Source organism: Iodobacter fluviatilis (genome assembly GCF_004194535.1).
In the GTDB taxonomy this organism is placed as follows: domain Bacteria; phylum Pseudomonadota; class Gammaproteobacteria; order Burkholderiales; family Chitinibacteraceae; genus Iodobacter; species Iodobacter fluviatilis_A.
In genome coordinates this window covers 2,872,024-2,893,791 of the sequence record NZ_CP025781.1, presented here as the reverse complement: position 1 = coordinate 2,893,791, position 21,768 = coordinate 2,872,024, and the positions used below count along the sequence as shown (strand labels likewise).

The 21,768-nt window shown below is 48.1% G+C and carries 16 protein-coding genes; 13 read left to right on the top strand and 3 right to left on the bottom strand.

Going from position 1 to position 21,768, the window contains the following annotated elements; all coding sequences use genetic code 11:
• The first annotated feature begins 53 nt into the window (after positions 1–53).
• The 11 genes from pcnB to C1H71_RS12755 all read left to right on the top strand — a co-directional run bounded on the left by pcnB (position 54) and on the right by C1H71_RS12755 (position 15,726).
• The gene (gene pcnB / locus C1H71_RS12805) at positions 54–1,376 is read left to right on the top strand and encodes a polynucleotide adenylyltransferase PcnB (protein WP_130106886.1); all 1,323 of its coding nucleotides are present in this window, start codon (positions 54–56) and stop codon (positions 1,374–1,376) included.
• A 392-nt stretch (positions 1,377–1,768) separates the two neighbouring features.
• A complete protein-coding gene (folK, locus tag C1H71_RS12800; protein ID WP_130106885.1) occupies positions 1,769–2,269 on the top strand; it encodes a 2-amino-4-hydroxy-6-hydroxymethyldihydropteridine diphosphokinase in 501 nt (166 codons plus the stop codon).
• Positions 2,270–2,320: 51 nt separating this feature from the next.
• Positions 2,321–3,112: a 3-methyl-2-oxobutanoate hydroxymethyltransferase gene (gene panB / locus C1H71_RS12795; protein ID WP_130106884.1), complete on the top strand. Its 792-nt coding sequence runs from the start codon at positions 2,321–2,323 to the stop codon at positions 3,110–3,112.
• Between the two features lie 320 nt (positions 3,113–3,432).
• Positions 3,433–4,272 carry a pantoate--beta-alanine ligase gene (panC, locus tag C1H71_RS12790; RefSeq protein WP_130106883.1) on the top strand — a complete coding sequence of 280 codons (840 nt, stop codon included), beginning with the start codon at positions 3,433–3,435 and terminating at the stop codon, positions 4,270–4,272.
• A gap of 181 nt (positions 4,273–4,453) precedes the next feature.
• Positions 4,454–6,985, top strand: a complete 2,532-nt coding sequence (locus C1H71_RS12785) for a CHASE2 domain-containing serine/threonine-protein kinase (RefSeq protein WP_130106882.1) — start codon at positions 4,454–4,456, stop codon at positions 6,983–6,985.
• 89 nt (positions 6,986–7,074) lie between these two features.
• Positions 7,075–7,836, top strand: coding sequence for a PP2C family protein-serine/threonine phosphatase (locus tag C1H71_RS12780; protein ID WP_223145864.1), 762 nt, complete (start codon positions 7,075–7,077; stop codon positions 7,834–7,836).
• Between the two features lie 236 nt (positions 7,837–8,072).
• Positions 8,073–8,774: an FHA domain-containing protein gene (locus C1H71_RS12775; protein WP_130106881.1), complete on the top strand. Its 702-nt coding sequence runs from the start codon at positions 8,073–8,075 to the stop codon at positions 8,772–8,774.
• Between the two features lie 2 nt (positions 8,775–8,776).
• Positions 8,777–10,987, top strand: a complete 2,211-nt coding sequence (locus C1H71_RS12770; RefSeq protein ID WP_223145863.1) for a CHASE2 domain-containing protein — start codon at positions 8,777–8,779, stop codon at positions 10,985–10,987.
• Positions 10,988–11,002: 15 nt separating this feature from the next.
• Positions 11,003–11,767 (top strand): MBL fold metallo-hydrolase, encoded by a 765-nt coding sequence (locus tag C1H71_RS12765; protein WP_130106880.1) that lies wholly within the window; start codon positions 11,003–11,005, stop codon positions 11,765–11,767.
• A 7-nt stretch (positions 11,768–11,774) separates the two neighbouring features.
• Complete coding sequence (locus C1H71_RS12760) at positions 11,775–14,129, top strand: GspE/PulE family protein (RefSeq protein WP_130106879.1); 2,355 nt, start codon at positions 11,775–11,777, stop codon at positions 14,127–14,129.
• 7 nt (positions 14,130–14,136) lie between these two features.
• On the top strand, positions 14,137–15,726 hold the full coding sequence (locus C1H71_RS12755) for an HD family phosphohydrolase (protein WP_130106878.1): 1,590 nt from the start codon (positions 14,137–14,139) through the stop codon (positions 15,724–15,726).
• A gap of 20 nt (positions 15,727–15,746) precedes the next feature.
• Here C1H71_RS12755 and C1H71_RS12750 read toward each other — a convergent pair whose 3' ends face one another.
• From C1H71_RS12750 to C1H71_RS12740, 3 genes are all read right to left on the bottom strand, one after another.
• Complete coding sequence (locus C1H71_RS12750; RefSeq protein WP_130106877.1) at positions 15,747–16,097, bottom strand: hypothetical protein; 351 nt, start codon at positions 16,095–16,097, stop codon at positions 15,747–15,749.
• A gap of 74 nt (positions 16,098–16,171) precedes the next feature.
• Positions 16,172–17,317 (bottom strand): hypothetical protein, encoded by a 1,146-nt coding sequence (locus tag C1H71_RS12745; RefSeq protein ID WP_130106876.1) that lies wholly within the window; start codon positions 17,315–17,317, stop codon positions 16,172–16,174.
• Positions 17,314–17,730, bottom strand: a complete 417-nt coding sequence (locus tag C1H71_RS12740; RefSeq protein ID WP_130106875.1) for an HIT family protein — start codon at positions 17,728–17,730, stop codon at positions 17,314–17,316. The genes C1H71_RS12745 and C1H71_RS12740 overlap by 4 nt, the downstream gene beginning before the upstream one ends.
• A gap of 196 nt (positions 17,731–17,926) precedes the next feature.
• Here C1H71_RS12740 and cysS point away from each other — a divergent pair, with 196 nt between their 5' ends.
• Both cysS and C1H71_RS12730 read left to right on the top strand, forming a co-directional pair.
• Complete coding sequence (gene cysS, locus C1H71_RS12735) at positions 17,927–19,303, top strand: cysteine--tRNA ligase (RefSeq protein WP_130106874.1); 1,377 nt, start codon at positions 17,927–17,929, stop codon at positions 19,301–19,303.
• 207 nt (positions 19,304–19,510) lie between these two features.
• Positions 19,511–21,715 carry an OsmC domain/YcaO domain-containing protein gene (locus C1H71_RS12730; RefSeq protein ID WP_130106873.1) on the top strand — a complete coding sequence of 735 codons (2,205 nt, stop codon included), beginning with the start codon at positions 19,511–19,513 and terminating at the stop codon, positions 21,713–21,715.
• Positions 21,716–21,768 lie beyond the last annotated feature (53 nt).

Genomic DNA, 21,768 nt, shown 5'->3' with positions numbered 1-21,768 from the left:
GGTCTGTATAATGCCGCCGGACGCTTCGCAATTCGCACTTACTTGGTTCAAAGATGATTCGTAAATTGATCGGCAAAGTTTTACGCCGCCCAGGCAAACGTGTGCTTCACGCAAAACACTACGGCATTCGCCGTGACCAACTTCATTCTGGCGCACTTAAAGTGTGTGACCGTCTGCAAGATGCTGGCTTTGAAGCCTACATCGTGGGCGGCGCAATACGCGATTTGATGCTGGAAAAATCACCCAAAGATTTTGACGTTGCCACCAGCGCCACGCCAGAACAGGTGCGGCATGTGTTTCATCGCTCGCGCATTATTGGCCGCCGCTTTCGCATTGTGCATGTGCCTTTTGGTGAGGAAATCATCGAAGTCACCACCTTTCGCGGTGCCAGTGAAGCCCCTACCGATGCCTCTGGCCGCATCCTGCGTGACAACGCTTACGGCAATATTGAAGAAGACGCTTCACGACGTGATTTCACCGTCAACGCGCTTTATTACAACCCACGCAGCGAAGAAATTTTAGATTTCCACCACGGCGTGGCTGATCTAGAAAACAAACGCCTCACCATGATTGGTGATCCAGATTTGCGCTACCGCGAAGATCCGGTACGCATGCTGCGTGCTATTCGCCTGTCGGCCAAACTGGGCCTGACCATTGCGCCAGCCACAAAAACACCGATTCTAATTCACGCCAAGCTGCTGGAAAACATTCCACAAGCGCGTTTATTTGATGAAATGATGAAGTTGCTCTTATCAGGGAGCGCTTGGGCTTGCCTGATGGCGCTGCGTGAAAACGGCCTACATAAGCTGCTATTCCCGCTCTTAGATAAGCTGCTTTCCAAGCCTGAAACAAGCAAGTTTTTGCGTATCGCGCTAGAAAACACCGATCAGCGCCTACACGAAGACAAGCCAGTTTCGGCCGGATTTTTGTTTGCAGCACTGCTATGGCATGAGGTAGAAGCAGATTGGATTAAACGCCAAGCCGCAGGCGAATACCCCGTACCAGCGCTCGTTGAAGCGATGAACACCGTGGAAGACAAGGTGCAAAAACGCATGGCGATTCCGAATCGCTACGGCGCAGCCATGAAAGAAATCTGGCTATTGCAACCGCGTTTTGAGCAGCGTGTTGGCACACGCCCGTGGCGCTTGATGGAGCAGCAACGCTTTAGGGCCGCTTATGATTTCCTCATGCTGCGCGTTGAGTGTGGCATGGTGGAAAAATCACTCGGCGACTGGTGGACTCGCTTTCAAAATGCCAGCGAAGATGAGCGTGTCACCCTGATGACAGCAGCCGCCGATAACGGCAAGCCTGCAGCCAGTAGCACCGCCTCGCGTAAACGCCGCCGCCGTAAGCCGACCGCCCCTAAGGCAGAATAAAGCTTTCTAAACCAAGAAAAGCCCCAAATCTTTAATCACAGCGTTGACTCGCGTTTGTTATAAAACGCCCTATTCATCTAAACGCTGTGATGTTAGGGTCTGTTGACGTTTCATTCACGGCTGCGTTTGGCCCAGTTTTGGGGCTGAACAAGGAGAAAATTGCGATATGGTACACGTACCATCAGCGATTTTTAACGCTGTGCAGCCCCAAAAGTGTGCTAAACCCGAAGGGCTGAGCCGGAAAATGGCCATTCACTGCGTTATGCTCCTCGACAATAACCCGTTATTGCCTTCGTCACATGCCTTGTGCTTGGCCGTTTTCCGGCTCAGCGCAATGGCGAATGAAACATCAACAGACCCTAGGTTGGGGTTTAGTTTTTTACGGATATCCAATGAGTACGATCGCTTTTGTGGCTCTCGGTGCCAATCTTGGCAACCCAGTCAAACAGCTGCAAGAAGCCTTGGCCCTAATAGCCGCCTTGCCTGATAGCCAGCTGCTGCTGCAATCCAGCTTTTATAGTAGCAAAGCCGTTGGTTACACCGATCAGCCTGATTTTATCAACGCCGTCGCCCAGCTTGAAACGCGCTTAAGTGCAGCCCAACTGCTGCACTCTCTGCTAGAAATTGAAGCGCAATGCGGCCGGCAACGCACCTTTCAAGATGCGCCCCGCACGCTAGATCTAGATTTACTGCTCTATGGCGACGCCCGTATTATGCAAGATCATCTGATTGTGCCGCATCCACGCATGCATCAACGCGCCTTTGTCTTACGCCCATTATTAGAAATCGCCCCTGATATCAGCATTAGCGGTCTTGGCCCAGCGGCCGATTTTTTAGCTCTGCTTGCTGATCAACAACTTTCCGTACTTACAGAGAGTAAGCCTCTGAGGTAGACTTGCTGCATTGCGTCATCAACGCCAAACTCCCATGGACCATCTAATACCATGAAAACCACCGTTAGTACCTTGCAGAATATGAAGCAAGCTGGGCAAAAAATCACCATGCTCACTTGCTATGACGCCAGCTTTGCTACGCTTTTAGACGATGCTGGGGTAGAAATTCTGTTGGTTGGCGATTCACTCGGCAACGTTATTCAAGGGCACAGCTCTACCCTGCCTGTTAGCTTAGAAGATATGGTTTACCACACCCGCTGTGTAGCCCGTGGCAGCAAAGATGCTTTGGTTTTAGCTGACTTGCCCTTTGGTAGCTATCAAGTATCCCCTCAGCAAGCCTATGTAAGCGCCGCCAAATTGATGGCTGCGGGTGCTGAAATGGTGAAGCTTGAAGGCGGCATGATTATGGCCGAAACAGTAGATTTCTTAGCTAACCGTGGCATCCCCGTTTGCACTCATATTGGCCTACAACCGCAATCAGTCAATGTCTACGGCGGTTATAAGGTGCAAGGTAAAAGCGAATTTGATGCCGAAGTGCTCAAACGCGATGCCCTCGCCCACCAAGCCGCAGGCGCTGCGCTGGTACTGATGGAAATGGTACCTGCTCACGTTGCCCAAACCGTTACCGAGGCGTTAAGCGTGCCTACTATCGGTATTGGTGCAGGTGTGGATGTGGACGGCCAAGTACTCGTCTTGCACGACATGCTGGCCGTATACCCAGGCAAAAAAGCGCGCTTCGTGAAAAACTTTATGGCAGGCAGCCACAGCATTCAAGCCGCAGTTGAGGCCTATGTAAAAGCGGTAAAAGCCATGACCTTCCCTGCTGACGAACATAGCTTTTAATGAGGCGGTGTTTTATCTCACTGGGCGGATTTCACTCTATGAGTGCTAAGCAAAAAATGGTGAGAAATGGGTCAATGAGTGAAATCTTCCACCACAGAGAACACTGAGTTTCACTGAGTAATTAAAGCCCTGTTTGAGCTTTTCTCTGTGCTCTCATTTTGCGTTGTGGTTCAAGGTTTGGTGCCATTTCACAGACCACTGAATGTATTTGTAACTTTTTTAGCTAGCCTTAAATCTCGCGGATCTCCGCCCTAAGCGATACGCTCCGCATACAGGGCGTAGCCCCCCCGCACTCATATGCATTTTTAATACGGTTATTTATGAAAATCATCCATAGCATTGAAGAACTGCGCACTTGGCGTGCCACAGTGGGCAGCGTAGCCTTTGTGCCAACCATGGGCAATCTACACGCCGGACACATGACCTTAATTGATGCGGCGCGTGCAGAGGCTGAAAATATTGTAGTCAGCATCTTTGTGAACCGCCTGCAATTTGGTCAGGGCGAAGATTTTGAAGTCTACCCGCGCACCTTAGAGCAAGATGCAGCACTGATTGCCGCCCAAGGTGGCGTAGATGTAATCTTTGCCCCTGATGAAAAAGTACTCTACCCCAAGGTGATTCAGCAGTATCAAGTTGAGCCACCTGCGATACAAGATGAGCTATGCGGCGCATTCCGCCCAGGGCATTTCCGTGGTGTAGCCACGGTGGTGACCAAGCTCTTCAATATTGTGCAGCCTAATGTGGCGTGCTTTGGCAAAAAAGATTACCAGCAGCTGTTTGTAATTAAAAGCATGGTGGAAGACTTAAACCAAGCCGTTAAAATTGTAGCTGTCGATACAGGCCGCGCCAGCGACGGCTTAGCGCTGTCATCCAGAAACGGCTACCTTTCTGCCGAACATAAGCTAGAAGCCACGCGTATCTACTATCACCTCAGCCGTATGAAAGCCGCCATTGAAGCAGGCGATCGTGATTACGAGCGCCTCAGCGCAGAAACAACAAACGACTTGCTCGCCCGTGGCTGGGTTAACGTTGATTACGTAGAAATGCGCAACGCCCTCAGTTTGAAGCCAGCAGCGGTTAGTGATCACCAGCTCGTGATCCTTATTGCCGCCCGCCTAGGCCAGACCCGCCTGATTGATAATATTGAAATTGCACTGTAAACAGCCACGCTAAGCGCAGCTAAAAACAGCAATTTTTTAAAAGCAAGCCACGTGGCTTGCTTTTTTTTGCTTGCAAATTTCTTATCCAAGAGAAAGCAAAATGAGACTTCTTCTACTAAATTGAGAAGGATATCGACAGCCTACGCAGATCCAGCATGTCCACTTCTATATTAATTCCACAATGAAAACGGCCTTTTGGAAGCAAGACTGGGCGATCGGTTTGGCCGTGTTTTTGCTATATATGGCAACCTTACTGTTTACCTCGCTCATTTCCAGCCTAGAGCAACGTGCTTACGATGCGGGGGTGAGGCTAACGAGCCGTAATGTAGACGAGCGGATTGCAGTGATTACCATTGATCAAACCAGTATCGACAATATTGGCCGCTGGCCTTGGTCGCGGGAGATTCATGCCGAGTTGATTGATAAGCTGGCGAGCGCTGGAGCCAAGGTCATTGCCACCAGCGTGTTTTTTACTGAGCCACAGCAAGATAAAGGCCTCGTCTATATCGAAAAGCTACACCGCCTTTATAAAGAAGACGCCAGCGCCCCTGATAGCGTTACCTGGGCGGCGATGGGCTCGGTGTTTAAAGAGGCGGAGAGCAAGCTCAATGTTGATCAGCAACTTAGCCTTAGCGTTGCCCGTGCAGGTAATGTAATTTTGCCGATGCTGTTTGAGTTAGGCGAGGCCCAAGGCGAGCCGGATAAACCGCTCCTGCCCGCAGTAAAAAAATGGGAACTAGAAGCCAGCGGCAATCCCACCAACGGCTGGCCTATGTCGGCCAAGGGTGCGACGCAGCCTTTAAGTAAGCTCGCTGAAAACGCGGCAGGGATAGGTAGCGAAAACATCACGCCCGATGATGATGGCGTGGTGCGCAGTATTCCCTTAGCGGTACGCTATTTTGATCAGATCTACCCGACCTTCCCCTTAGTGACCGCGGCTAATATCCTCAATTTATCGCCTAAGCAAATCAAGCTCAGCTTGGGCGAATCCATCACGCTAGCCAATGTAAAGCTCCCTATCAGCAGCAATGCCTCATTCCGGCCTTATTTTTATCCTAGCCTCGGCGGCAAGGCAGCGTTCCCCGTTGATTCTTTTTATGATGTCAAAGCTGGTAAGATTCCGCTGGAAAAATATCGCGGAAAAATTGTGATGATAGGCGCCACGGCGCTGGGCATCGGCTCCTCTTTAGTCACGCCCATCTCGCCCTCCGAAGCACCGGTGATGATTGCAGCACATACGCTCTCTAGCCTATTGCAGCAGCACTACTATGTATCCCCCAGCTGGAATAGCCTGCTCTCACTCGGGCTTGCGCTGTGTATCACGCTATATCTTTGCCTGCTGCTGCCTAGATTAAAAGCAGGCGCGGCCGCCATTCTCACCAGTATTTTATTTTGCTTGCTGCTCATCACTCATTTTATGCTGATGACCCAATCAATGCTATGGATTCATCTCATGGGGCCAGCTAGCTTATTGCTGCTAGGACACGGCTTGCTGACAACCAAGCGCTATCTGATTAGCGAGCAAAAAGAAGAAAAATCCAGCGCAGAATCTGCTGAATCAAACCGTATGTTAGGCATGGCTTTTCAAGGTCAAGGGCAGCTCGATATGGCCTTTGAAAAGCTATCTAAAGTGCCTTTGGACGATGGCTTAATGGGCGTTTTATATAACCTAGCACTAGATTTCGAAAGAAAACGCCAGTTTAATAAGGCCGAAGCGGTTTATCAGTATATGGCTGGGCATAATCCAAAATACCGCGATCTAGAAGCCAAGTTAAAACGCGCGCATCAAATGTCAGAAACAGTTATCTTGGGTGGCTCTGGCGGCGGAGTAAATGGCAGCATGCTACTTACTGATGGCAGTATCGAAAAACCGATGTTAGGGCGTTATCAGGTAGAGAAAGAATTAGGCAAGGGCGCAATGGGAATTGTCTATCTGGGCAAAGACCCTAAGATTGGCCGAGATGTGGCGATTAAAACCATGTCGCTCTCGCAAGAGTTTGAAGCCGATCAGCTAGACGACGCAAGGCAGCGTTTTTTTAGAGAGGCCGAAACCGCAGGACGGCTTAATCACCCTAATATCGTCACCATTTTTGATGCAGGAGAAGAGCACGATCTTTGTTATATCGCCATGGAGTTTCTCAAAGGTAAAGATCTGTTAGCCTACACCAAACCTACACAACTCCTACCAATAATGGAATACTCGAGCATCGTCAGGCAAGTCGCAGAAGCCTTACAATATGCCCATGGCCAGCACGTGGTGCATAGGGATATCAAACCCGCCAATATTATGTATGAGCCAAACGAAAAAATTGTGAAAGTCACTGACTTTGGGATTGCACGCATTACCGACTCCAGCAAAACCCGCACCGGCATGGTGCTAGGCACGCCGTCTTATATGTCGCCAGAGCAATTATCGGGCAAGAAAATTGATGGTCGCTCAGATTTATTCTCACTCGGCGTGATGCTCTACCAACTCAGTACCGGCAGCCTGCCTTTTACCGGTGAATCCATGGCGGAGCTGATGTATAAAATTGCCAACGACACACCGCAAGATCCTCGGCTATTAAACCCCAAACTCCCCCCCATATTGGCCGCCATTATTATGAAAGCCTTACAAAAAGATGAAACAACCCGCTTTCAAACTGGCGCACACTTTGCGGCAGCAATGGCTAAACTAGAAGCGGGGCTAAGGGCCAGAGAAGCAAATACTTAATATTTTCCATATAGCCAATAACCATAACAGCAGCTATATGATAGCAATGGTGGCTCAGTTAAATACAGCTCTATAAACCAGAGAAGCACATGCCTAATCTCTCACAAGCATTAGAAATGGCCGGATTAACCGATGCCGGCCTAGTCCGTGACCATAATGAAGACACCATCCATTTCGATGCCGAAAAAGGTTTAGTGGTACTGGCTGATGGCATGGGCGGCTATAATGCAGGAGAAGTAGCCAGCGGTATTGCAGTAGAAATGGTCTGCCATGTTGTACACGACGCCATGCAATCCAACGCTCCATTGCATCTACAAAGGCCAGATAGCCTATGGCCAGCAGCCCACGATGTGCTGATGGCCGCTGTGCACTACGCAAATCAATCTATTTATGGTACAGCCCAAAGCCAGCCACAATGCGCTGGCATGGGTACCACTCTAATTTGCGCTTTATTTTACGACTCTAGAGTTGCCATAGCACATGTTGGTGACTCAAGGGTTTATCGTCTGCGCGCAGATGAATTTTTGCAACTGACCCGCGATCACTCCTATCTACAAGTGCAAATTGATAGTGGCTTGATTACGCGCGAAGAAGCCAAGCATTCAGAGCATAAAAACTTAGTAACACGTGCCGTGGGTATCGATAGTGGCGTGCAAGCCGAGCTACACGAATACCCCGTGCTTCCAGGTGATATTTATCTGTTTTGCTCGGATGGCCTTAGCGATATGGCCGATGATGCCGACATCGCCGATACCATCATTGCGTTTAACAATAACTTAGCGCTTAACGCTACACAATTGGTTCAACTTGCCAATGACATGGGGGTAGAGACAATATTTCCGCTATCTTAGTCAAAATTAAAGCAGAGTTTCCTGCCAGTAGCGGCCTTTGGTCAAAAATGAGCTCTTGGTTTGCTTAAAAGGAATTTTTTCGGTGCTTACAAATGATGATTTAAGCTAAATAGAATAAGTAGTATTGTGCAATCTGAACACCGTGTTGAGATTCATTTCACTTCGCACCCAGCGTGCTGCAATTCAAATAGAGATGCACGCTACTGCTTAGATTCAAATAAATAAGAGATAGAATAATGGCAAAAATAGTACTTAGCCTTGATGGAACCTTAGTTAAAGAAATTAAACTGAATCGTGAGATCTTTACGATTGGCCGTCGCCCAAATAATGACATTCAAATCGATAACCTTGCGATATCTGGTGAGCATGCCATCCTCACAATGCGGGGCAGCGAGGCCTTTATTGAAGACCTAAACAGTACCAATGGCACTAAAGTAAACAACCAAGATGTGCAACAAAAACAGCACTTAAAAGATGGCGATGAAATTCTGATTGGCAAACATATTTTGCATTTTTTCAGTGAAAAACCCTCTGAAAATACTGATTTTGAAAAAACCATGATGCTTGGACGCCCGCCTATTGCCAGCGCGCCCAAGCCAGCAGCGACCCCCAGTACGCCTCACCCCACAAAATCATCTATCGAGCCTCAAACCGAAGTCATCCATACCGCACCGAGCTTAGGCGTTATCAGAGTGATCAGTGGAGGCAATACAGGCAAAGAGCTTGTGCTCAACAAAAACCTCACTACACTCGGCAAAACCGGCGTGCAAGTGGCGGTGATTACGAGGCGCCCACAAGGCTATTTTCTGACCCACGTGGAAGGCGATCATTACCCCAGCGTGAATCAAAAAGAGATTGGCATCAAAGCATACCAACTACAGGAGGAGGACACCATTGAATTGCTTGGCACCAAAATGATGTTCTTCTACCGCACTTAACAATGAAAACCAGCATACGCAAATATCTGCCACAAGTTTTACTCGGTAGCCTGCTGCTACTGCTGGCCTTTATGCATGTGCTGGGTGCTCCACGCCTGCCCACGCTTAGCCAGATCGATGTTTATCTTTATGATGTACGTTTACGCCTAAGCATGCCAGGGGGCGTTGATCAGCGTATTGCTATTGTAGACATCGATGAAAAAAGCCTAGCAGAGCTAGGCCGGTGGCCATGGCGGCGTGATCATTTAGCTAAATTAGTGGATCAGCTGTTTGATCATTACCATATTAAAGCGCTGGGCTTTGACGTGGTCTTTGCTGAACCAGATGAAAGCTCTGGCTTGCCGGTGTTACACCGCTTAGCCCAAAATGAGCTACGCAACAATCCCGCTTTCCAAACTGAATTATCCCGCATTACTCCTGAGCTAGACACCGATGCTCGCTTCGCTAAATCACTGAGTAACCGCCCAATTGTCACTGGGTTTTATTTTAGTAATGAAGCTAAAGCGGTTTCGAGTGGCGCACTGCCCCCACCTATCCTTACCAAGATCGATCTAGCCAATGTGGCCACGCATATTTGGGGCGGCAAAACCTATGGCGGCAATCTACCCAACTTACAAGCCGCGGCTGGTCATGGTGGGCACTTTGTACCTGTGGTCGATAAAGATGGCGTAGCAAGGCGTGTGCCGCTGGTGGCTAGAATTGGCGATCAATATTATCCAGCGTTGGGGCTGGCATTAACGCGTATTGCACTTGGAAAAGAAAACTTTAACCCGATTATTGAAGAAAGCGCCGATGGCACTTTTTCGCTAGAAGCTTTTCAGCTTGGCAATAGAAACTTACCCGTCAATGAAAATGGCTGGGCGTTAATTCCATATAAGGGCCCGGAAGGGAGCTTCCCCTATGTATCGGCCACCGATGTTATTTCTGGGAAAGTCAGCCAAGGAGCACTCAAAGATCGCATCGTATTGCTAGGTACCACTGCTCCTGGTCTCAAAGACTTACGCGTCACCCCCGTGGGCGAGGCTTACGCAGGGGTAGAAGTACACGCCAATTTAATTGCCGCAATTTTGGATCAAACCCTGCCGCAGCATCCTGGCTATTTATTGGGTGCTGAGTTTTTACTCTTGCTGATTTTAGGCCCGCTACTGGTTTGGCTTTTGATTCGATTTTCGCCATTAGTTGCCAGTATCACTTGCCTGATTTTATTGCTGCTGCTTTTTGCCGGCAATGTTGCCTTGTGGCACTATGCCAATCTAGATATGCCCTTAGCTGCCTCGCTCATGCTGATCATAGGGCTCTATACCCTTAATATGGCCTACGGCTATTTCTTTGAAAGCCGCCGTAAACGCCAGCTCACCCAATTATTTGGGCAATACGTTGTGCCAGAGCTAGTTGAGCGCATGAGCGAAGATCCAGAAAAATACACGATGGTAGGCCAAAGCAAGCCGCTCTCCGTGCTATTTACCGATGTAAGAAGCTTTACCCACATCTCTGAAGGCATGCCCGCTGACGAACTAAGCCGCTTTATGAATGAGTTTTTAACCGAAATCTCCACCGTGATTCGCCATCAACACTTGGGCACCATCGATAAATACATCGGCGATTGCGTTATGGCGTTTTGGGGTGCTCCCGTGTTTGATCCTGATCATGCCAAAAATGCCGTTTTGGCCGCGCTAGAAATTCAAGTTGCAATCGATAAACTCAACCCTAAGCTTGTCGCACGAAACTGGCCTGAGATTTCCGTTGGGGTAGGAGTGAATACCGGCACGGTTACCGTAGGCGATATGGGTTCGCAATTTCGAATGAATTACACCGTGATGGGCGATGCCGTTAATTTAGCCTCAAGAATTGAAAGCCTGACCAAGTACTATGGCGTGAGTATTTTAGTCAGTGAATATACCCGCAACGCCGCCCCCGATCTGGTCTACCGAGAAGTTGATCGAGTGCGCGTACTAGGCAAAAACGATGCCGTTACCCTATACGAGCCACAAGCCTTAGCTACCGATAACACCCATGTACTCATCCTCTTTCATGAATGCCTCAAAATATACCGCAAGCAAGAATGGGATTTAGCCGAAATGCAATTGCTTAATCTGCAAAAACTAGATACCGATTGCAAGATTTACACACTATATTTACAAAGAATTCAAAACTTTAGAAAAAACCCACCACCAGCAGACTGGGATGGTATTTATAACTTCGATAGCAAATAGCATCAAAGGCTGCTTATGCAATTACGAATATTGGGATGTAGTGGCGGAATCGGCGGAGCAAACCGCACCACGTCTTTTTTGATTAATGATTCAATTTTGATTGATGCAGGCACAGGCGTAGGCGACCTAAGCTTTAGCGCCCTCACCCGAATTGAGCATGTATTTATCACCCACAGCCATCTCGATCATATTGCCTGCCTTCCTATGTTGGTTGATACCATTATGGGCAGCCGTAATGCACCAATCACGGTCTACGCCACAGAAACCACCCTCAATGTCTTAAAAAAACATATTTTCAACTGGGCAATTTGGCCAGACTTTAACAAGATTCCCAATGCCAAAGCCCCCTTTATGCGCTACTCGCTACTAGAGCTTGGGCAATCTTGCTGCATAGACCAATGCACCATTACCGCAATTCCCGCCGTCCACACCGTGCCTGCCGTGGGATATAAGCTGGATAGTGGTAAAAGCGCGGTGATTTTTAGCGGGGACTCGGTCTGTAACACAGAATTTTGGGACATCGTGAATTCCACCGAAAACCTCAGCCATTTAATTATCGAAACCGCATTTAGTAATCGCGAATACGAGCTGGCCAATGCCGCCAAACACTTTTGCCCACTGACCTTGCTAGAACAGCTCAAATTTTTAAATCGCCCCGCTCAAGTACTGGTTACCCACTTAAAACCCGCCGACTCTGAGCTCACCATGCAAGAGATTTTGCGGGATCATTCAAACATTAGCATTAGCCGCTTAGAGCAGAACCAAATCATCACTTTCTGAGTAAATCATGAGCCAAAAAGACAGTGCATTGCGCTTTATGCATGAACTACAAGCGCTGACCAATCGCATTCATGCGACGCGGCATATTGATGAAATTTTGCTCGAAATTAGCGCAGAAGTGTGTACGGTGTTTAACGCAGAACGGCTCACTATTTATGTTGCCAACGATACCGGCAATGAAATGACTTCAAGGGTTAAAACAGGTTTAGAAGGCTTTAAAGAGCTGCGAATTCCGGTCAATGATCGCAGCATAGCCGGTTTTGTTGCCAATCATAAGCAGCTAGTAAATATTCGTGATGTTTATAACTCAGAGGAACTAGCCAGCTATAGCCCTACCCTACAATTTTTGCAGGCTGTCGATAAACAAACCGGCTTTCACGCAAGAGAAATGCTCGCAGCCCCACTATTAGCGGAGCTTGATGGCACCCTCATTGGGGTAGTCCAGCTGATCAATAATAAGCAACAGCAGCCCTTTGAAGTGCAAACCGAAGAAGGAATCCGGCTGCTGTCCAAAACGCTCGCCATTGCTTTGCAACAAAGGCAGCAACAGCCTTTCCCTTTTTCTCCACAGCATAAATATGGTGGTTTAGTGGCCGCCAATGTCCTCACCCAAGCTGCGCTGCAAGTAGCCTTGCGTGAAAGCCATCGCGATAAACTCGATCTAGAAGCTCTGCTCAGCGATAAATACCAAGTCCCCCTCGCTGCACTTGGACAATCGCTGGCAGGGTATTTTGGCGTGGCGTATGAAGCCTTTAGGCCCGATAGAATCAAGTCACAAGACTTACTGAAACATATCAAACGAGAATACGCTGCAGAAAATCAATGGCTGCCTGTTGATGAAGAAAAAGCAGGTATTATTATTCTCACCACAGACCCAGAGCGCATCCGAGGCAGTCATACCGTAGCCCATGTTTTTCCCAATAAAAAAGCCATTTATCGCGTCACCACCAAAACCGAGTTCCAACAAACACTGGATTTATTTTTTGGCGAACAAAGCAGTGATCACAATATCGATACTCTGCTCTCTAATATGGTGGATGAAGAGGACGCCGAGCCTGTATCGCCCGAAGAAATCTCGGCGGCGCAAGACAATGAGCTGGTTAAACTGGTGAATCAGATTATTGTTGAAGCCTATAAAACCGGCGTATCCGATATCCATATTGAACCATCACCTGGCCAAGAAAAAACCCGTATTCGCTTTCGCCGTGATGGCTCTTTAGTGCATTACAAAGAAGTGCCTGCGTCCTACCGCAGCCCCTTAGTGACCCGCATCAAAATCATGTGCGATTTAGATATCTCAGAAAAGCGCAAGCCACAGGATGGCAAGATCAAGTTTAAAAAATACGTACCAGGCTACGATATTGAGCTGCGTGTAGCCACCATCCCCACCCAAGGCGGCGTTGAAGATGTGGTGATGCGCATTTTGGCCTCGGGTGAGCCACTGCCGCTGGATAAACTAGCGCTTTCTACCCGCACCATCACCAATTTAAAAACCGTAATTGCCAAGCCCTATGGCTTGTTTTTTGTGTGCGGGCCAACCGGCTCCGGTAAAACAACGACCTTGCACTCGATTTTAAAACACCTTAATACCCCAGACACCAAGATCTGGACTGCAGAAGATCCAGTAGAAATTACCCAAAAAGGTCTACGGCAAGTACAAGTCAATAATAAGGCGGGGCTAACTTTTGCCACCATTATGAAAGCCTTTTTACGCGCCGATCCCGACATCATAATGGTGGGAGAAATGCGCGATAAAGAAACCACCAGCACCGGTATTGAAGCCTCGCTCACTGGGCATTTGGTGCTTGCTACCCTGCACACCAATAGCGCCCCAGAATCGATTATTCGCCTACTAGATATGGGAATGGACCCCTTTAACTTTGCCGATGCGCTGCTAGGTATTTTGGCGCAACGCTTAGCAAAAAGGCTATGCAAATGCAAAGAAGCCTATATAGCAGATTCAGCAGAAATCAAGTCCATGCTGCATGAATACAGCGTAGAGCTACAGCAAACGACCGACTGGCAGAAGGACCCCGAACTCGCCTTAGAGACCGTATATAAAGACTGGATAGCCCAATTTTCTAATAAAGAAGACGCTGGCACACTAGGCCAATTTACCCTATATCGGCCCCAAGGCTGCGAGGCCTGTAATCACACTGGGTATAAAGGGCGGCTTGGCTTACACGAGCTATTAGTTGGCACAGATAACATAAAAAAACAGATCCAAGAACACGCTCGAGTCGCCGAGCTACTTGCCACCGCTTTAGAGGAAGGTATGCGTACTCTTAAACAAGATGGTATTGAGAAAGTACTGCAAGGCCTCACCGATATGGCACAGATTCGTGCCGTGTGCATCAAGTAGGTGCAAGATGTTAAGCCACGACATCCTTCACGAGCGCTTAGAAAAACTCAATGCAATTGGCATTGCATTATCTTGTGAAAATCATATCGACAAGCTAATGGAAACCATACTTATTGCCGCCAAGCACTTAGTGAATGCCGATGCAGGCACACTTTATATTGTAAAAGACGGCGCACTTTATTTTCAGATTGTAATCACCGAATCGCTTGGCATTGCCCTTGGTGGCACCACCGGCCACCCCACTAACTTACCACCAGTCATGCTGCGCCATACCGATGGCTCGCCCAATTTAAATAATGTAGTGGCTTGCGCCGTTAATAAAGATATCACCATTAATATTGAAGACGCCTATACCGCCAAAGGCTATGATTTTTCAGGCACCAAAAACTTTGATTCCAGCACCGGCTACCGCTCTAAATCGTTTTTAACGGTGCCCATGAAAAACCATGAAAGAGAAATCATCGGCGTATTGCAATTAATTAATGCCAAAGATCAGAATGGGGAATTAAGCTATTTTGATGAAGATAGCCAAAGTATGGCCGAATCGCTTGCCTCCCAAGCTGCCATTGCCCTCACTAATCGCCGCTTAATTCATCAACTAGAAGAACTGTTTGAATCTTTTATTAACTTAATCAACTTAGCCATCGATGATAAATCACCCTATACCGGTGGCCATTGCCAGCGTGTCCCTGCTCTCACCATTATGTTAGCCGAGGCAGTAAATCAAGCCAATTACGGCGCTTTAGCTGATTTTAAAATGGATAATAGGGATCGCTACGAATTAAAAATTGCAGGGCTATTACACGACTGCGGAAAAATAACCACCCCCGTACACGTTGTGGATAAAGCCACAAAATTACAAACTATTTTTGATCGCATTCATTTAATAGATACGCGTTTTGAAGTACTAAAACGGGATGCAGAAATTGATTATCTACGCGGAAAATCCACAGAAATAGAATGGAAACAGCGGGTAGAACAAATCGAATCAGATCGATCTTTTTTGCAGCATGCCAATACCGGCGGGGAGTTTATGCCCGATGCTGCTTGCGAGCGGGTAAAAACCATTGGGCAGCAAATTTGGCTAAATCCTGAAGGGGAAACCAGTAATTTTCTTTCCAGCGAAGAAATAGAAAATCTATCCATTGCCCGAGGCACACTCACCGGCGCAGAGCGGCAAATTATTAATCACCATATTGAAGTCACCATCGAAATGCTTGAATCCCTGCCATGGCCCAAGCATTTAAAAAACGTCGCCGAATTTGCCGGAGGCCACCACGAAAGAATGGACGGCAAAGGCTATCCACGCGGGCTGACCAAAAATCAAATGAGTATTCAAGCCCGCATCATGGGCATTGCTGATGTATTTGAAGCGCTTACGGCTCGGGATAGGCCATATAAAGACGGCATGAAAATATCCCAATCCCTCACCATCTTGGCGCGTATGGCGAAGGAGCAGCATATTGATACAGATTTATTTGAGATTTTTGTAAAAGAGAAAGTATGGAAAGGCTACGCCGAGCTATTTTTAGGCCCATCGCAAATTGATAGCGTTGACGAAGAAAAACTATTACGCATTGCAATGGGCTTAGATTAAAAAATCGGCGTCTTACATAATTAAAGAATCAACTCAGTAAAATAAACACGTTCAAAATCACTACCCCGCTCTAGCAAGGTTAGTAGCTTGATTTTAACCATGCTTGTGCCATTCCAAAGCTCGCACTGCCGGCCCATTCTGAACCAGCCGATAGGCAATAATAGAGAAATTGGCGCTTTTAAGGCCAACATTGCCGGTAACAGCACCACATCGGTATACGTTGCATCGCTGCGGGTAGTTTCTGAAGGACGAATCGCAGCAGATTTTGGTAAACCAGGCAGTAACACCATTCCCACATGCAACTGCCCATCACTTTCTTCCAACCAACGAACGGCCCCAGCTAAGTAACGGGACGATGACTTAACCACCATCAATTGATTTAAGCTGATCCTCTCTCCCTGCTGCGCCTTGCGGCTTACTCGTAAACCTTGTGCCGTTTCATTGATTACTTCCCATGACTCAATGGGGGCAAAGCCTGCACCGAGGCAGCTTGCCGCGTAGAAGCCACATCACCAAACAAGTGTATATCCAGCAAATCACGGCTGCCAAAACCCGCCTCCTGAGGTGGCGTCTGATACAGGCTATCCATCACATAACGATGTTGCGCATGTAAACCTAAGATAACCGGCACAGTACGAGCGGTAGCCTCCCTTGGCGCGCGCTCTGTACTGTGATCGCACCAAAATCGGTACAGATCTAGCAAGATATCCGTCGTTACTTGCGGGCTAAAGTCTTTACCAAGGCCAAGCTCTTCTGGCATTTTACCTTGGCGAAGCAGTTTAATGCGCTTAGATAACACTTGCGCCAGCGCCAAGGTATCAATTTCGCGCACGCTAGTTCCGTGCAAAGGTACGCCAATTCGCTGCGGCGGCGCTGGGTGATTCAAATCAATTTGCAAAGCTGTTTTTCCCGGCGCAGCCGGTGCGGCAAGGGCAATACTGCTGCGTAATGCAAGCAACTCCAATCTTAGATCTATCCAGAGCAAGCGTTTTAGCGTGTACTGCCCTGGGTTAGCTGCAGACAATAATAGGCCATGGATAAACACCGCTTGAACAGTCGTCGTTTCACCAACATAAAGGAGGCTATCTTTTACTTTTTGCTCACAAATATTTTGTTTTTCAGCCAAACAATAACAAGCAAAAGTTTTCTCCCAAATTGTGTCAGGTACTTTTTGCCCTACGGTGTAAAACCCACGAATCACAAAGCCTAGGCAACGCAAAGTACGTTGCGCCAATAAAGCTAAAAACTCGTGTACCACAGAGTCTTTAGCAACAGCGGCCTCCCAACAACGTGCATAGGCATCCGCCATGGATCCCCACAAATCGCAAGCGGCGAGCCACTGCGCCTGCTCATGCGTGTTTAAAGGTAAAGGCTTAGCTGCGTATTCTGTGAGTAAAGCAAATTGCACATCGTGTACAGATTCGCGCAATATCTCTAAAGCTTTCAGCGATTCTAATACCGCTAAATCACTACTGGCTAAAGCGCGCATGGCGTGTCTTAGCTCGGCATGCGCCACCGGCGTGTTAATCAATGGAAGTAAAATCAACCAGTCTTTGGCGCTGCGGGCATCGGTAAAGGGCAAGGAGTTCATGCTTGTAGGGCCTGTAAGGCAATTTTAAGGGCTAATAGCTGCTTGCTTGTAATTTGGCTCTCTGCATCTGGGCGAGCAGCCTCGGCCCAAATAGGGGCAGGGAAATGGCGATCTTGTTTAAACCGAGGAATCACATGCCAATGCAAATGTGGCACCATATTACCTAAGCAGGCTAAATTGACTTTATCTGGCTGCAAGGTGCTGCGTACTGCCGATTCAACAGCAAATACCAATTGCATTAAGCGGTTTCGATCAGTCAGGCTTAAATCACTAAACTCTGCCACATGCTGTTTTAATATCACGCGGCAAAATCCTGCATAGCCCGCTTCATCAACTAAAACCACGCGGCAAAAATCATCTTGCCAAAGTGTTTCACCACCACTTTCTTGGCAAAGTACGCATTCAGAACTCATTCACTGACCTCACTGATTTACGCCATTATAGACTGAGCATTCATCCAAATAGCAGCACGCTATTTTACTACTCATAGGCTGTGCCATCCATCGCCAAACTTTACATACAAAAGGTAACAAAGCGCAGAGCGATTCAAACCCAGCTTATCTCTATTCTCAGTACAATGTTTATTTAAGTTAATAAGGTGTCAACAATATGCCGCTGTATCTATACGACAACTGGGAACGCCACTTAAGGCCATTTCAAGCCATCCGCAATGATTGGGTTGGCCTGTACTGCTGCGGCCCTACCGTATATGACTACGCGCATATTGGTAATTTACGCACTTACTTGTTTGAAGATATCTTGCGCCGCACACTGGAGTTTAATGGTTATACGGTACGCCATATTGTTAATATCACCGACGTTGGCCATCTGGTTTCCGATGCCGATGAGGGCGAAGATAAAATGGAGCGCGGTAGCCGTAAATCTGGCAAATCGGCATGGGAGATTGCCGATTATTACAGCGCAGTATTTAAAAATGATTTAACCACGCTCAATATGCTGGAGCCTACACTCTGGTGCAAAGCCACCGAGCATATTGCCGAGCAAATCGCCTTTATCCAGGTTTTAGAAGAAAAAGGCTATACCTACGCCAATAGCGACGGCATATATTTTGATACCAATAAACAAGACGATTACGGCTATTTAGCCCGCTTAAACCGTGAAGGCCTGAACGCCGGTAGCCGCGTAGCGCTGGGCGAAAAGAAATCAATTACTGACTTTGCCCTGTGGAAATTTAGCCCAGCAGATAGCGCTCGGCAAATGGAATGGGAAAGCCCTTGGGGCAGTGGCTTTCCAGGCTGGCATATTGAATGCTCGGCCATGTCGGCTAAATATCTGGAGCCGTGGTTTGATATCCATTGCGGGGGCGAAGACCATATCGCCATCCACCACAGCAATGAAATCGCCCAAAATCAAGCCTGCCACGGCACACGGCTGGCTAATTTCTGGCTGCACGGCTATTTCTTGCAGCTAGACGCCAGCAAAATGAGTAAATCCAGCGGTGATTTCCTGCGCCTGCAAACCCTGATTGATAGGGGAATCGATCCGCTGGCCTATCGTTATCTTTGCCTGACTGCGCACTACCGCAGCCAGCTGCAATTTAGCTGGGATGCACTGAGCGCCGCACAAACTGCGTTAGGCCGCCTGCGCGAAAGCTACTTAGCCCTGCCCAATGGCGGCGAATGTGACGGCACCTACCTAGAGCGGTTTACTCATGAAATTAACCAAGATTTAAACCTTCCGCGTGCGATTGCCCTGATGTGGGAGCTATTAAAATCAGAGCTGAGCGCTCCGAATAAAAAAGCCACACTCAAACGCTTTGACAGCGTATTTGGCTTAGATTTAGCCCGCTGGCAACCCGCAGCTGCAGCTGAGGTTCCCGCAGATATTCAAGCTCTCGCCGCAGAGCGCCAACAATATCGCCAAGATAAAAGCTGGGCGGCGGCCGATGAGGTGCGTAGCCAATTAAAAGCACGCGGCTATGAGGTGGAAGACACCGCTAACGGCTGGCTGATAAAAACGATTTAAGCCTTTTGCAATTAACAGGAGGATGAAATCCCATGCATTTTTGAGGAAAATAGCAAGCTATTTAACGAGAAAATGCATGGAATATAGCCAAATCCGGCATTGTTTGCAGTAGGCTAGCTCTAAGTCCAACAGGCTACTAAGACTAGGGCGGAGAAAAACCGGATAATAGCAACCAACTCAATTTGACTGCTATTTTGGAATTCTCCCATGGAAATTAAGGTTAACTTTCTCGATAAGCTTCGTCTGGAAGCCAAATTCGATGATTTCACGGTGGTAGCCGATCAGCCGATCCGCTATAAGGGCGATGGCTCGGCACCAGGACCATTTGATTATTTCCTCGCTTCATCGGCTTTGTGTGCAGCTTACTTTGTAAAGTTGTACTGCGAAACGCGCAATATTTCAACCGAGCATATTCGCTTATCACAAAACAATATTGTTGACCCAGAAAACCGCTATCAGCAGATATTCAAGATTCAGGTCGAATTACCAGCTGATATTTCGGCCAAAGATCGTCAAGGTATTTTGCGCTCGATTGAGCGCTGCACCGTCAAAAAAGTGGTGCAAACCGGCCCCGAGTTTGTGATTGAAGAAGTTGAAAACATAGAAGCCGACGCGCAGTCTCTATTGATACTTAACCCAGCGTCCGATGCAAACACCTATATCGTTGGCAAGGATTTGCCGCTTGAGCAAACCATCGCCAATATGTCTAGCCTACTGGCGGATTTGGGCATCAAAATCGAAATTGCCTCGTGGCGCAATATTGTGCCAAATGTGTGGTCGCTTCATATTCGCGATGCACACTCGCCGATGTGCTTTACCAATGGCAAGGGCTCAAGTAAAGAAAGCGCATTGGCATCGGCCTTAGGCGAGTATATCGAGCGTATCAATTGCAACCATTTCTACGCGGGGCAGTTTTGGGGGGACGACATTGCCAACGCCGAATTTGTTCACTCACCGGACGAGCGCTGGTTTAAGCCCGGCCCAAATGACGCGCTGCCGACGGAAATTCTGGACAACTACTGTCTAGCCATTTTCAACCCCGATGATGAATTACGTGGCTCGCACCTGTATGACACCAACTCTGGCAATACCGAGCGAGGTATCTGCTCGCTGCCGTTTGTGCGCCAATCCGATGGCGAGACGGTGTATTTCCCTAGCAATCTGATCGAAAACTTGTTTGTAAGCAACGGCATGAGTGCCGGTAACACGGTTGCCGAAGCGCAAGTACAATGTTTATCAGAAATCTTTGAGCGGGCGGTTAAACGCGAAATTCTAGAAGGTGAAATCACGCTACCCGATGTGCCACAAGCCGTGCTGGAAAAATACCCAAGCATTTTAGCGGGCATTGCAGCCTTAGAAGAGCAAGGTTTTCCGGTATTGGTGAAAGATGCGTCGCTGGGAGGGGTTTACCCCGTGATGTGCGTCACCTTGATGAACCCGCGTACTGGCGGCGTGTTTGCCTCGTTCGGCGCACATCCGAATATAGAAGTCGCCATTGAGCGCAGCCTAACCGAATTACTGCAAGGCCGTAGTTTTGAAGGCCTGAACGATTTACCTCGCCCCACATTTGTTAGCCAAGCCTTAACAGAGCCGAATAATTTTATTGAGCATTTCATCGATTCCAGCGGTATTGTTTCTTGGCGTTTTTTCAGTGCCCAATCCAAGTTTACTTTTGTGGAGTGGGATTTCTCGCGCCAAGGTGATAACGCCAATACTGAGGAAGCTGCGGTGCTGTTCGGCATTTTGGCGAACATCGGCAAAGAAGCCTATATGGCGGTGTATGAGGATTTGGGTGCCAAAGCCTGCCGCATTTTGGTGCCAGGCTATTCAGAAATTTATCCGATAGAAGATTTGGTCTGGGATAACACCAATAAAGCGCTATTGTTCCGCGCTGATATTTTAAACCTGCATCGCTTGGACAACACCACTTTAGCAGCCCTGCTTGAGCGTTTAGAAGACAACGAGCTGGGTGATTATTCCGACGTTTCGGACCTCATCGGCATCAAATTTGAAGAAAACACGGCTTGGGGTCAACTCACCATTCTGGAGCTCAAACTACTGATTCATCTGGCATTGCGGCAATTTGATGATGCGCACGACTTGGTCGGTGCTTTTCTGCAATACAACGATAACACCGCCGAACGCGGCCTGTTTTATCAAGCATTAAATGTGGTGCTCGAAATCGAGTTGAACGATGAGCTGGAACTCGCTGATTACGAGCTTAATTTCCGCCGTATGTTTGGCGATGCACGAATAGACGCGGTACTCGGCTCTGTCCACGGCGACATACGCTTCTTCGGCTTAGCGCCAACCAGCATGAAGCTGGAGGGCCTAGATCGACACCATCGCCTACTTGATAGCTACAAAAAACTGCACTCGGCACGCGCAAAAGCCTGCAGAGCTGTTGATTAAAAGCACGCAGCTATCTTAAAGAGGTGGCCTCTGGGATAGGGTGTAAAGACCAC